The sequence below is a fragment of the Streptomyces sp. NPDC008313 genome, assembly GCF_042956125.1.
In the GTDB taxonomy this organism is placed as follows: domain Bacteria; phylum Actinomycetota; class Actinomycetes; order Streptomycetales; family Streptomycetaceae; genus Streptomyces.
The window spans coordinates 241,662-254,637 of the sequence record NZ_JBIBFR010000010.1; the positions used below are offsets into that span (position 1 = coordinate 241,662).

The following is a 12,976-nucleotide window of genomic DNA, read 5'->3' on the forward strand; positions in this document are numbered from 1 at the left end:
TTGATCGTACTTTCCGGCCCGGGCCGGCGGGAGCGGTGACCGGATGTCTGCCCCGTACGGGTCACCGTCCCCGCCCCGCCGCGCCCCGGGCCGTCCGGCATCAGCCCTTGTCAAGAACCGCCGAGAGCGCCTCCCGCAGCGCCGCCTCCGGGTCCTCCCGGGCACCCTCGGACCGCCACGCCACGAAGCCGTCGGGGCGCACCAGCACCGCGCCGTCCGCGGTCACACCGTGCGCCGCCGCCCAGTCCGCGCCGCCCTCGGGGGACAGCTCCGCGTCGGGGCCGCCGCCGATCCGGTACGCGTCGAGCGGTACCCGCATCCCGCGCGCGGCGCTCCGCGCGGCGGCGTGCCAGCCGCCCGCGCCGTCCGCCGAACTCAGCAGGACCATGGACCGCTCGTACAGGTCCAGCGTGGAGATCCGCGCGCCGGAGCTCTCCACCCACAGGTGGGGCGCCCTGCTCCCCGGTTCCCCGGTCAGCCGCATCGCGTCCGGCACCACCGGTGTCCGCGGGTCGGCCCCCACCACCGCGCCCCGCGGATACCGGTAGCCCAGCGCCACGTTCAGGATGCCGCCCCGCCGGCCCCCCGGGGTGAGCGCCGAAGGACCGGGCTCGTACCCGGGGTGACTGTGCTCGACCGACCGCGACGAGGCGCGGGCGCTGGTCGCCTCCGCCACGGGACGCCGTTCCGCGTCGTAGGAGTCCAGCAGTCCCGGGCCGGCCCAGCCGCCCAGCACGGCCGCCAGCTTCCACGCCAGGTTGTGCGCGTCCTGGATACCGGTGTTGGAGCCGAAAGCCCCCGTGGGGGACATCTCGTGGGCCGAGTCACCGGCGAGGAAGACCCTGCCGTCCGCGTACCGCTCGGCCACCCGCTCGGCGGCGTGCCAGGCGGCCCGGCCGGTGATCTCCACGTCCAGGTCCTCCACCCCCGTGGCCCGCCGGATGTGCTCGGCGCACCGCTCGTCGGTGAACTCCTCCAGCGTCTCGCCCCGCTCGGGGTGCCAGGGGGCGTGGAACACCCAGTGCTCCCGGTTGTCGACCGGCAGCAGGGCGCCGTCGGCGCCCTCACGTGTCAGATAGCAGACGATGAAGCGCCGGTCCCCGACCGTGTCCGCGAGCCTGCGGGAGGTGAAGGTGACGCTCACGTTGTGGAACAGGTCCCCGGGACCGGTCTGCCCGATGCCGAGCTGCTCGCGGACCGGGCTGCGCGGGCCGTCCGCCGCGACCAGGTAGTCCGCGCGCAGTGTCGTGTGCTCGCCGGTCTCGCGGCTCTTGACCCGGGCGGTGACCCCGTCCCGGTCCTGTTCGAACGACATCAGCTCCGTCGCGTAGCGCAGGTCCCCGCCCAGGGCGCGGGCGCTCTCCAGCAGCACCGGTTCCAGGTCGTTCTGGCTGCACAGGCACCACCCGCCCGGGCTGAACCGCGCCAGCCCGCCGCCCGGGTCGATCTCCTTGAACAGCCACTCGCCGGCGTCGCCCACCAGGCTCGGCGTCTGCAGGATGCCGTGGTTGTCCGCCAGGACCGAGGCGGCCTCCTCGATCCGCCGCCGGACCCCCGCCACCCGGAACAGCTCCATCGTGCGGACGTTGTTGCCGCGTCCCCGCGGATGGATCGACGTGCCCGCGTGTCGCTCGACGAGGACGTGCGGCACGCCGAGACGTCCGAGGAACAACGAGGTGGCCAGGCCCACCAGCGAGCCGCCGACGACGAGGACCGGCGTGTGGTGACCGGTCTCCTCGGCCTCTTCCGATCGGTTCATTGAATGCCTCCAGCGTCACCTGCGACGCGAGTCAGGGTCGGGATTCACATTGCATTCCCTTCGCGGACGGTTCGCGCGCCCGCGCACCCGAATGGCGCAGTTCACTCGTCCGCTCCACGGAACTCGCGGTCCCCGGCGCCCGCGTCGACGATCGGCTCATGGCGGCCCCCGGACCATCGGACTCGGCCCTCGCGCCCGCCTTCCCGTGAACGCGCAGTCAAGAAGAGGAGAGGTGCGCCGGATGACCACTTCGGGACGCATATCGCAGTCGGTGTTCGACGGCTCCAGGCTCCGGGTGATCCTGCTGCTCGACCTGTACGAAGGAGCCCAGCAGCAGTTCCTCGACGCCTACGAGCACATGCGCAACCAGGTCGCCTCCGTCCCCGGCCACATCAGCGACCAGCTGTGCCAGTCCATCGAGAACCCCTCGCAGTGGCTCATCACCAGCGAATGGGAGAGCGCCCCGCCCTTCCTCGCCTGGGTCAACAGCGAGGAGCACGTCGAGACCGTCAGGCCCATGCACAGCTGCGTCAGGGACACCCGGTCGATGCGCTACAGCATCCTGCGGGAGACCAGCCCCACCCATCCGCACACCGCCACGACCGCCCCCGAGGTGCCCGCCCGGGTCGGCGACGGCGTGGCGCGCCACGCCCTGACGTTCACCGTCAAGCCGGGCTCCGAGTCGAAGGTCGCGGAGCACCTGTCGAAGTACAAGTCGCCCGAGGCCCGCGTCGACGACAACACTCGGCTGCGCCGGACCTCGCTGTTCATGCACGGCAACCGTGTCGTACGGGCCGTGGAGGTGGAGGGCGACCTGCTCGCCGCGCTGCGCCACGTCGCGCGCCAGCCCGGGGTACGGGCGGTCGAGGAGGCCATCAACCCCTACCTCGAACAGGACCGGGACCTCACCGACCCGGACTCGGCGCGCGTCTTCTTCACCCGGGCCGCGCTGCCCGCGGTGCACCACGTGGTCGCCGACCGGCCCGAACCCGCCGGCCTGCGGCGTCACGCGCTGTACTTCCCGGCGAAGACGGGCCACGGGATGGAACTGGCCCGCTTCCTCGCCGACCAGGACGAGGCCGCGGCGGAGGACCCCGACAGCCCCGTGTACCGCAGCACCGTCTTCCAGCGCGACGACACCGTGATGCGGCTCATCGACCTGACGGGCGAGCTGGACACCGACCCGTTCGCCTCCCTCGGCATCAAGGGCCCGCGCAAGGCCGCCGAACTGGAGCGCCTCCTGGACGGCGCCGCGATCGGCGTCGAGGGCTCCCTGGAGACGGAACGCAACGTCAACCGTCTCCTGTCCCACACCGACATGATGCCCGTCACCGACCGCACCTCGGCGGACTCCTGACCGGCACCGGCGGCCCGCGCACACGGCCGCCGACCGGACGTCCCCGCCACCCTCGGAGGTAAACCAACCATGGCCAATCAGCAGCCACGCATCGTGGACCTGAGCGAGACGGAACCCAACCGCAGACGCGGAGGTGACCTGCGGGCCATGCTCACGCCCGCCACGGTGGGCTCCACCAGCGGATTCATGGGCCTGGCCATCGTCCAGCCCGGCGAGCGGATCGGTGAGCACTACCACCCGTACTCCGAGGAGTTCGTGTACGTGGTCACCGGCGCGCTCGAAGTGGACCTGGACGGCGAGACCCGCCGGCTCGGGACCGACCAGGGCCTGATGATCCCGAAGCACATGCGCCACCGCTTCCGCAACGTCGGCGACGCGGAGGCCCGCATGGTCTTCCACCTCGGCCCGCTCGCGCCCCGTCCGAGCCTCGGCCACGTCGACACGGAGGTCACCGACGGCGAGGAGTCGCTGAGCGGCACCGAACTGGCCGTCGGCGGACCCGGCACGTCCGTCGCGGACCACGGACGGTCGTCCGAGCGAAGTGGGGCCATAAAGTGACCCGGCGGGTGGCCGTCACCGGTATCGGTGTGGTCGCACCGGGCGGCATCGGCGCACCGGCGTTCTGGGACCTTCTCTCGAACGGCCGTACCGCGACCCGCGGCATCACCCTGTTCGACCCCGAGGGCCTGCGCTCGCGCATCGCCGCCGAATGCGACTTCGAGCCGCTCGCACACGGCCTGGACGCCGAGCTGAGCCTGCACGCCGACCGCTACATCCAGTTCGCCGTGGTCGCCGCCGGCGAGGCCGTGCGCGACTCGGGACTCGACACCGCCGCGGAGAACCCCTGGCGGATCGCGGTCTCCCTGGGCAGCGCGGTCGGCGGCACCACACGCCTGGAGCACGACTACGTCCTGGTCAGCGAGGGCGGGAAGCGCTGGGACGTCGACCACCGGGCCGCCGAGCCGCAGCTGCACATGGCGTTCGCGCCCAGCACCCTCGCCTCGGTCGTCGCCGAACGCTTCGGCGCGCAGGGACCGGTGCAGACCGTCTCCACGGGCTGCACCTCCGGGCTCGACGCGATCGGTTACGCCTTCCACGCCGTCGAGGAGGGCCGCGCCGACATCTGCATAGCCGGAGCGTCGGACTCGCCCATATCCCCGATCACCATGGCCTGCTTCGACGCCATCAAGGCGACCTCACCCAACAACGACGACCCCGCGCACGCCTCACGGCCCTTCGACGCCGACCGCAACGGCTTCGTGATGGGCGAGGGCGCGGCGGTGCTCGTCCTGGAGGAGTACGAGCACGCCCGTGCCCGCGGGGCCCACGTGTACTGCGAGATCAGCGGCTACGCCACCTACGGGAACGCCTACCACATGACCGGTCTGACCAGTGAGGGCCTGGAGATGGCCCGCGCCATCGACACGGCCCTGGACCAGGCGCGCCTCGACCCCGCGCTGATCGACTACGTCAACGCGCACGGCAGCGGCACCCGGCAGAACGACCGGCACGAGACCGCGGCGGTCAAGCGGTCCCTGGGCACCCACGCCTACGAGACGCCCATGAGCTCCATCAAGTCCATGGTGGGGCACTCCCTCGGCGCGATCGGCGCGATCGAGGTCGTCGCCTGCGTCCTCGCGCTCACCCACCAGGTGGTGCCGCCCACGGCGAACTACGAGACCCCCGACCCCGAGTGCGACCTGGACTACGTGCCCCGCACCGCCCGCCCGCGGAAGCTGGACAACGTGCTGTCCGTCGGCAGCGGATTCGGCGGCTTCCAGTCCGCGGTCCTGCTGACCGGGCCGGGCGGGAGGACACCATGAGTACACAGCGCCCCCGACGCGCGGCCGTCACCGGCATGGGCGTCGTCGCTCCCAACGGCCTTCGGGTCGACGCCTACTGGAAGTCGGTCCGGGAAGGCCTCGGCGTCCTGGACCGCATCACCCGCGAGGGCTGCGACCACCTGCCGTTGCGGGTCGCGGGCGAGGTCCGCGGCTTCGACGCCTCGGATCTCATCGAGGAACGCTTCCTCGTGCAGACCGACCGGTTCAGCCACTTCGCGATGGCGGCCGCCGCCCTCGCCCTCGACGACGCGGGCCTCGGAAACGGCGACCCCGCGGATCCGTACGCGATCGGCGTCGTCACCGCCGCCGGATCCGGCGGCGGCGAGTTCGGCCAGCGCGAACTGCAGAAACTCTGGGGCCAGGGCTCCAAGTACGTCGGCCCCTACCAGTCCATCGCCTGGTTCTACGCCGCCAGCACCGGCCAGATCTCCATCCGAGGCGGCTTCAAGGGACCCTGCGGGGTGGTCGCCAGCGACGAGGCGGGCGGCCTTGACTCCCTCGCGCACGCCGCCGGCGCCGTCCGGCGCGGCACCGGCGCGGTGGTCGTCGGCTCCGCCGAGGCGCCGCTCGCCCCGTACTCGATGGTCTGCCAGCTCGGCTACCCCGAGCTCAGCACCGTCGACGACCCCGACCGGGCCTACCGGCCCTTCACCGAGGCGGCCTGCGGCTTCGTACCCGCCGAGGGCGGCGCCATGCTCGTCGTCGAGGACGAGACCCGTGCCCGCGACCGCGGAGCCGCCGTGCGCGCCACCATCGCCGGCCACGGCGCCACGTTCACCGGGGCCTCCCGGTGGGAGCGGTCCAGGGAGGGGCTCGCCGAGGCGATCCGCCACGCCCTCGACGAGGCCGGCTGCGCCCCGGAGGAGATCGACGTCGTCTTCGCCGACGCCCTCGGCGTCCCGGAGGCCGACCGCGCCGAGGCCCTGGCCCTCGCCGACGCCCTCGGGGCCCACGGCACCCGGGTGCCCGTCACCGCGCCCAAGACCGGTACCGGACGCGCCTACTGCGGGGCGCCCGTCCTGGACACCGTCGCCGCCGTCCTCGCGATGGAACACGGCGTGGTCCCCCCCACCCCCAACGTGTTCGACATCTGCCACGACCTCGACCTGGTGAGAACGCAGGCTCGCCCCGCCGAGCTGCGCACGGCCCTGGTCCTCAGCAGGGGACTCATGGGCTCCAACGCGGCGCTGGTCCTGCGCCGCGGCGCCGACCACGCCCGGTAGCACCGGGCGGTAAGGAGAAGAACCGCATGATCACCACCGAAGTGACGCTCACCGAACTGGCCGCCCTCATGAAGAAGGCCGCCGGGATCACCGTCGACGCGGCGGAGCTGGAACGCTCGCCCGAGACGCCGTTCGAGAAGCTCGGCCTCGACTCCCTCGCGCTGCTCGGCATCGTCGGCGAGCTGGAGAACCGGTACAGCCGGCCGCTTCCCCCCGACTCGGAGCGCTGCAAGACCCCCCGCGAGTTCCTCGACCTCATCAACAGCACCCTCACGTCTGGAGCCTGAAGTGGCAGGACACACCGACAACAGCGTCACCATCGACGCTCCCCTCGACCTCGTCTGGGACATCACCAACGACATCGAGAACTGGCCGCGGCTGTTCAGCGAGTACGCGTCCCTCGAAGTCCTCTCCCGCGACGGCGACTCGACGACGTTCCGGCTCACCATGCACCCGGACGACAACGGCAAGGTCTGGAGCTGGGTGTCCGAGCGGACCATGGACCGCGACGCGCTCACCGTCAGGGCCCGCCGGGTCGAGACGGGTCCCTTCGCGCACATGGACATCCGGTGGGAGTACGCGGAGACACCCGACGGCACGCTGATGCGGTGGGTGCAGGACTTCGCGATGAAGCCCGACGCGCCGGTCGACGACGACTGGATGACGGACAACATCAACCGCAACTCCCGCACCCAGATGGCCCTCATCCGGGACCGGATCGAGCAGCTCGCCCGCGACCGTGCCACCGCGCCCGTCACGCCCGGCTGACCGCCGGCTCAGGAAGGACACCCATGCACCACGCCCTGATCGTCGCCCGCATGGCACCGCACGCGGCGCCCGCGATCGCCGACGTGTTCGCCGCCTCCGACAGCGGTGAACTCCCGCACCTGGTCGGTGTCACCCGGCGCAGCCTCTTCCAGTTCGGCGACGTCTACCTGCACTTCATGGAGGCGGAGCGGGATCCCGCGCCCGCCATCGCCAAGGTGGCCGGGCACCCCGAGTTCCGCGACGTCAGCGAGAGGCTGTCGGCGTACGTCAGCGCGTACGACCCCCAGACCTGGCGCAGCCCCAAGGACGCGATGGCACACTGCTTCTACCGCTGGGACCGGGACGCCGGCAGCTGACCGGACGAGCGCCCCACGAACGAGCCGCCGGCCCCGCGAATCCTCTCGCGGGGCCGGCGGCTCGTCGGTGTCCCGGTCAGCCCGGGACGGTGCACTCGAAGGCGTGCAGATAGGAGTTGACCGGGCGGATCTCGCCGATGACCAGGCCCGCGTCGGTCAGCCGGTCGACCATGCTCTGCCGGGTGTGCTTGGCACCGCCGACGTTGAGGAGGAGCAGCAGGTCCATGGCGGTCGTGAACCTCATGGACGGGGTGTCGTCCACGAGGTTCTCGATGACGACGACCCGGGCACCCGGGCGCGCCGCCGAGGTGACGTTCGCCAGCGCCCTGCGGGTGCTGTCGTCGTCCCACTCCAGGATGTTCTTGATGATGTACACGTCCGCCTGGACGGGGATGTCCTCACGGCAGTCTCCGGGCACGATGCTCACCCGGTCGGCGAGCGCGCCCCGGCCGCGCAGGCGCGGATCGGCGTTCTCCACCACTCCGGGCAGATCGAGGAGGGTGCCGTGCAGGGCGGGGTGCCGCTCCAGGAGGCTGGCCAGGACCTGGCCCTGACCGCCGCCGATGTCCGCGACCGAGGACGCGTCCCGCAGGTCGAGGAGGTCCGCGACGTCCCGCGCCGACTGCTCGCTGGACGTTGTCATCGCCTTGTTGAACACGTGCGCCGACTCGGGGGCGTCCTCGTTGAGGTAGGTGAAGAACTCCCTGCCGTACACGTCCTGGAAGACGTCGTGGCCGGAGCGCACCGCCTCGTCGAGCCGGGGCCACACGTTCCACGTCCACGGCTCGGTGCACCACAGGGCGATGTACCGCAGGCTGTGCGGGTCGTCCTCGCGCAGCAGCCGGGACATCGGCGTGTGCGCGAACGTGCCGTCCGGATGTTCCTCGAAGACCCCCTGGCAGGACAGCGCGCGCAGCAGCCGCCGCAGGGTGTGCGGTTGCGTCTTCACCGCGGCGGCCAGGTCCTCCACGCTCGTGGGGGTGTCCTCCAGGGCGTCGGCCACGCCCAGGCGGGCGGCCGCGCGCACGGCGGCGGCGCACGCCGCCCCGAAAACGAGCTCCCTCAGCCGCATGGGCGGCGGGGGAGCCGGATCAACGGTCGTCATGTAGTGCCTCGTTCTCGCTGTCGTGCCGTAGGGGGGTGTCCGGCGGGAGGCCGGTCAGCACATTCCGGCGGGCTCGGAGACCGCGCACTGGTTCCCGCGGAAGGTGTTGTTCCTTCCGGAGGTGTCCCGGTCGGCGACGTCGGCGGTCGAGTTGCGCCGTACGACGTTGTCGCGGATCTCGTTGCCCTGGTTGGGGGCGCCCACGAAGCTCTTGAACAGCACGATGCCGCCCGAGAGCGGGGACTTGCCCACGTTGCCCTCGACCCTGTTCCGGGTGACCAGGGAGTCCTCGGTGCCCGTGAGGACGATGCCGACGCCCTGGAGGAACGGCAGGCGGGGCGTCTTGGCGCAGTACTTGTTGTTCTCGTGGACGTAGTTGTCGCGCACGGTCAGCGCACCGGCGCGCGGCTTGGACTCGTCGCCGACGACGAACACGCCGGCGCAGTTGCCCACCGCCTCGTTGTCGGCGACGGTGAGGTTGCGCAGCCGCCTGACCGTGACGCCGATCCTGTTGCCGAGCAGCCGGTTGTGACTGATCACGGCCCTCTTGGAGTCGGTGGCCCCGGCCTCGGAGTCGACGGTGTTGGCCATGAACAGTCCGGCGTCCCCGTTCTTCTCGGCGATGTCGTGCCGGAAGACGCCGCGGACCGAGCGCTCCTGCGCGATGCCCCACCGGCCGTTCTTCTCGGCGGTCACGCCCTCCACGCGCAGCCGGTCGGTCCGGCTCGCCCACAGTCCGTCCATGGCGAAGCCCCGGAGGGTCAGTGAGCGCACGGTGACGTTCTCGACGGGGTGCGCGGCCGTCCCGGTCACGCAGACGCCGCTGCCGGCCTTCGCGCAGGCGTTCGTGCCGGCCTTCTTGCTCGGTGTGATCACGGTCCTGCGGGCGTCCGTGCCGCGCAGGGTGAGGCGGGAGGTGGTGATGCGGACGCTCTCGCGGTAGGTGCCGGGGGAGAGGACGATCGTGTCCCCCGGCTTCGCGGCGTCCACGGCCTTCTGAATGGATTCGCCGGGGCTCACCCGGTGGGTCCTGCCGTCGACGGGCGGGGCCGCGGCCAGTGCGGACGCCATGACGGCCGCGGCGCAGGCGAGGTAGGCGATGTGTCGTTGTGTCATGGGCCGACGCTAAGAGCGGCCCGGGTGGCCCGCCACCGGTGATCGCCCACCCGAGCGGGCTCCCCCGGGACGTACACCCGTCAGGGCAGCGGCTGTTCGGACCAGATGGTCTTGCCCGCCGGGGTGTACCGGGTCCCCCAGCGCTCGCTGAGCTGGGCGATCAGGAACAGGCCGCGCCCGCCCTCGTCGGTGATGGCGGCATGCCGCAGATGGGGCGTGGTGCTGCTGTTGTCGGAGACCTCGCAGATCAGATGCCGGTCCCGCAGCACCCGGACGTGGATCGGCCCCGTGCTGTACCGGATGGCGTTGGTGACCAGCTCGCTGAGGATCAGCTCCGTCGTGAAGGCCATGTCGTCCAGGTCCCACGCGGCCAGCTGCCGGGTCACCGAGGCGCGCACCCGGCCCACGGCCGCCGGGTCGCGCGGAACGTCCCACTCGGCGATGCGGTCGCGGCCGAGCGCGTGGGTGCGGGCGACCATCAGGGCGATGTCGTCGCCGGGACGGTCCGGCAGCAGGGCCTCCAGGGCCGCCCGGCACGTCTCCTCCGGCGACCGGTCGGCCCCGGACAGCGCGGAACGCAGCAGCTCGAGGCCCGCGTCGATGTCCCGCCCCCGGTCCTCGACGAGCCCGTCGGTGTACAGCACGAGCCGGGTGCCCTCCTCCAGCTCCAGGTCGACCGTCTCGTACGGCAGCCCGCCCAGGCCGAGCGGCGGGCCGGCCGGCACCTCGGGGAAGCCGACGCTCCCGTCGGGGCGGATCAGCGCGGGCGGCGGATGACCGGCGCGGGCCAGGGTGCAGCGCCGGGACGTCGGGTCGTAGACGGCGTACAGACAGGTGGCGCCGGTGATGGCCGCGCTGCTGTCCTCGGCCGCCTCGTACTGGTCGATGCGGCTGACCAGCTCGTCGAGGAGCCCGAGGAGTTCGTCGGGCGGCAGGTCGAGCGCGGAGAAGTTGTGGACCGCGGTGCGCAGCCGGCCCATGGTGGCCGCCGCGTGCAGTCCATGGCCGACGACGTCCCCGACGACCACGGCGACCCGCGCGCCGGACAGCGGGAGCACGTCGAACCAGTCACCGCCCACCCCCGCCTGCGCGGGAAGGTAGCGGTAGGCGATGTCCAGGGCGTTCTGCTCGGGCAGACTGCGCGGCAGCAGGCTGCGCTGCAGGGTGACCGCCATGCTGTGCTCGCGCGTGTAGCGCCGCGCGTTGTCGATCGCGACCGCCGCCCGGGCCACCAGCTCCTCGCCGAGGGCCAGGTCCTCCGAGTCGAACGGGACGGGTTTCTCGGAACGCCAGAAGTTGACCACGCCCATCACCGAGGTCCCCACCCGCACCGGGACGGTGATCAGGGAGTGGATCCCGTAGTCCATGATCCTCGCGGAGATCTCCAGGTCCTGCGCGTGCCAGCCGGGGGCCCTGCGCAGCTCCGGTTCCAGGACGGCCCGCCCCGTGGCGAGACCGCGGGCCTGCGGCGACGACTCGACGAACGTGAACCGCCGGCCCACCGGATAGAAGGGCGCGTCGTCGCGGATCCCGCTGTACGCGGTCCGGCACAGCGCGCTGACCGCCTGCGGTTCCTGCCCGTTCACCACTGCTTCCGACAGGTCGACGGTCACGAAGTCCGCGAACCGGGGCACGGCGACCCGCGCCAGGTTCTCGGCGGTCCCCGTCACGTCCAGACTCGTCCCGATGCCCACCCCGGCGTCGTACAGCAGCGACAGCCGCTCGCGCGCCACCTCGGCCCTGCCCGACAGCGCGCGCAGCTCGGTCGAGTCACGGAGCGTCGCGACACTGCCGGCCGGTCCGCCCCGTATGTCCGTGGGCCGCTGGTTGATGGCCAGCAGACGGTCGTTGACCAGGTGCACCTCGTCCGTGGCGACCCGCCCGGACGCCAGCAGGCGCGCGGTGTCCGCGTCCAGCCCCAGATCGAGGACCTGCTGCCCGTCGGCGTCGGCGGGCAGCTCCAGCAGCCGCTGCGCCTCGTCGTTGGCGAGCAGCAGCCGGCCCTCGCCGCCGACGATGATGACGCCCTCCCTGACGGAGTGCAGCACCGCGTCGTGGTGCTCGTACATCCGGGTCATCTCGTACGGGCCGAGGCCCCGGGTCTGGCGCAGCAGCCGTCTGCTGACGAGAGCCGTCCCCGCCGTGGCCAGGGCGAGCGCCGCGGCGGCCGCGGCGAGCAGCAGCGGCATCTGCCGGTTGGCGGCGCCGCCCACGTTCGCGGTGGTGATCCCGGCCGAGACGAGGCCCTCGACGGTGCCGTCGGGCGCCTTGACGGGCACCACGGCCTGCACCAGCGGACCGAGGGTGCCGTTGATCTCCTCGGTGAACGCGTGTCCCTTCAGCGCCGGTTCGATGGTCCCGACGAACTTCTTGCCGATCCGGTCCGGCTTGGGGTGCGTGTAGCGGATGCCGTCGGTGTTCGTCACGACGATGAAGTCCACCTTCGACAGCTCACGGGCGGCCTCGGCCCGCGGCTGGAGCACCGCCGTCGGATCGGGAGCCTTCAATGCCGCACGGGTGCCCGGGGCGTTGGCGAAGGTCTGGGCGACCGCGAGGGACCGGTTGCGGGCCTCCTGGGTGCTGTCGTGCTGCACCTGGAGCACCAGCGCCACGACGGCGGACACCACCAGCACCAGCACGATCACGACCTGCAGGAGGAAGACCTGGCCGGCCACGCTGCGACCGGAGAGCGCCGACCACAGCGCCGCGAACGACCGGCGCCGCGGCCCGTCCCCGTCCGGCGCGGGCCCCGTCGACGGTGTCTGCCCGGACCGCCGTCCCCGCTCCCGCGGGGCGCCGCCCCGGCGGCGCCGCTCGCGCGCACCACCGGGAAGCTGGGCCGGCTGAGCCCGGGATCGACCCAATAGTCGGACCATGTGCCCATGTCTACACTGCCGGGCGCCGGGAGGCGAGAGAGGTCACGGAGGGTTTCGCGGGCAGGAGCGGCGGCGTGGTACGCGTTCTGCCGCCCGCGTCATCCGGCCGCATGATGGAGGGAGGTGTTGTTCGCCCGCATCAGTGTCCCTCAGCGGGAGGTCGTCATGCAGACCCCGGACCACTACCGGCTCACCTTCACCCGGCGGCGCGCCGCCGCCGGCACCGTCACGACGGCTGACGCGGCCCCGGCGGACGAGGTGGTCGTCGACCGGACCGACGCCCTCGGACCGGGCGGGAACCCGGTGTACAGCGATCGGACCGGCATACTCCGCGCCGAGATCAGCCCGGCGGGCGAGGTACGGATGCTGGCGACCGGCGTCTACCAGTCCCCGCTGTACCCGTCCGCGGAACCGCTGCCCTGAGATCACCCGCACGCGAGGCCCCACGGCCGTGGGGGGGGGGCCCGCGGGGGGGGGCGGGGCCGGGGCCCCCCCCCCGGGGGGGGGGCGGGGGGGCCCCCCCGCGGCGGGGCGGGCGCCCGGGCCGCCCTGGGGGTGGGGGGGGCGGGCGG

The 12,976-nt window shown here is 72.5% G+C and carries 12 protein-coding genes; 8 read left to right on the forward strand and 4 right to left on the reverse strand.

Annotated elements, in window-relative coordinates; translation table 11 throughout:
* Positions 1-100 precede the first annotated feature (100 nt).
* Entirely contained in the window at positions 101-1,759 is a 1,659-nt protein-coding gene (locus ACFY93_RS16080) for an FAD-dependent monooxygenase (RefSeq protein ID WP_391358576.1), read from the reverse strand.
* Between the two features lie 241 nt (positions 1,760-2,000).
* Here ACFY93_RS16080 and ACFY93_RS16085 point away from each other — a divergent pair, with 241 nt between their 5' ends.
* The 7 genes from ACFY93_RS16085 (at position 2,001) to ACFY93_RS16115 (ending at position 7,307) form a co-directional block, all read left to right on the forward strand.
* Entirely contained in the window at positions 2,001-3,116 is a 1,116-nt protein-coding gene (locus ACFY93_RS16085) for a SchA/CurD-like domain-containing protein (protein ID WP_391358579.1), read from the forward strand.
* A 69-nt stretch (positions 3,117-3,185) separates the two neighbouring features.
* On the forward strand, positions 3,186-3,674 hold the full coding sequence (locus ACFY93_RS16090) for a cupin domain-containing protein (protein WP_391358581.1): 489 nt from the start codon (positions 3,186-3,188) through the stop codon (positions 3,672-3,674).
* The gene (locus ACFY93_RS16095) at positions 3,671-4,939 is read left to right on the forward strand and encodes a beta-ketoacyl-ACP synthase II (protein ID WP_391358584.1); all 1,269 of its coding nucleotides are present in this window, start codon (positions 3,671-3,673) and stop codon (positions 4,937-4,939) included. The genes ACFY93_RS16090 and ACFY93_RS16095 overlap by 4 nt, the downstream gene beginning before the upstream one ends.
* Entirely contained in the window at positions 4,936-6,183 is a 1,248-nt protein-coding gene (locus tag ACFY93_RS16100) for a beta-ketoacyl synthase N-terminal-like domain-containing protein (protein WP_391358586.1), read from the forward strand. Before ACFY93_RS16095 ends, ACFY93_RS16100 begins: the two co-directional genes overlap by 4 nt.
* A gap of 26 nt (positions 6,184-6,209) precedes the next feature.
* Positions 6,210-6,470, forward strand: coding sequence for a phosphopantetheine-binding protein (locus ACFY93_RS16105; protein ID WP_391358589.1), 261 nt, complete (start codon positions 6,210-6,212; stop codon positions 6,468-6,470).
* A 1-nt stretch (position 6,471) separates the two neighbouring features.
* Complete coding sequence (locus ACFY93_RS16110; RefSeq protein ID WP_391358591.1) at positions 6,472-6,951, forward strand: SRPBCC family protein; 480 nt, start codon at positions 6,472-6,474, stop codon at positions 6,949-6,951.
* Between the two features lie 23 nt (positions 6,952-6,974).
* On the forward strand, positions 6,975-7,307 hold the full coding sequence (locus tag ACFY93_RS16115) for a TcmI family type II polyketide cyclase (RefSeq protein WP_391358592.1): 333 nt from the start codon (positions 6,975-6,977) through the stop codon (positions 7,305-7,307).
* 76 nt (positions 7,308-7,383) lie between these two features.
* Here ACFY93_RS16115 and ACFY93_RS16120 read toward each other — a convergent pair whose 3' ends face one another.
* The 3 genes from ACFY93_RS16120 to ACFY93_RS16130 form a co-directional block, all read right to left on the reverse strand.
* Positions 7,384-8,412, reverse strand: a complete 1,029-nt coding sequence (locus tag ACFY93_RS16120; RefSeq protein WP_391358594.1) for a methyltransferase — start codon at positions 8,410-8,412, stop codon at positions 7,384-7,386.
* A 54-nt stretch (positions 8,413-8,466) separates the two neighbouring features.
* Positions 8,467-9,528, reverse strand: a complete 1,062-nt coding sequence (locus ACFY93_RS16125) for a right-handed parallel beta-helix repeat-containing protein (RefSeq protein WP_391358596.1) — start codon at positions 9,526-9,528, stop codon at positions 8,467-8,469.
* Positions 9,529-9,608: 80 nt separating this feature from the next.
* Positions 9,609-12,404: a SpoIIE family protein phosphatase gene (locus tag ACFY93_RS16130; protein WP_391358599.1), complete on the reverse strand. Its 2,796-nt coding sequence runs from the start codon at positions 12,402-12,404 to the stop codon at positions 9,609-9,611.
* Between the two features lie 165 nt (positions 12,405-12,569).
* On the opposite strand from ACFY93_RS16130, the gene ACFY93_RS16135 reads away from it, so the two are divergent.
* Entirely contained in the window at positions 12,570-12,827 is a 258-nt protein-coding gene (locus ACFY93_RS16135) for a DUF6296 family protein (RefSeq protein WP_391358602.1), read from the forward strand.
* Positions 12,828-12,976 lie beyond the last annotated feature (149 nt).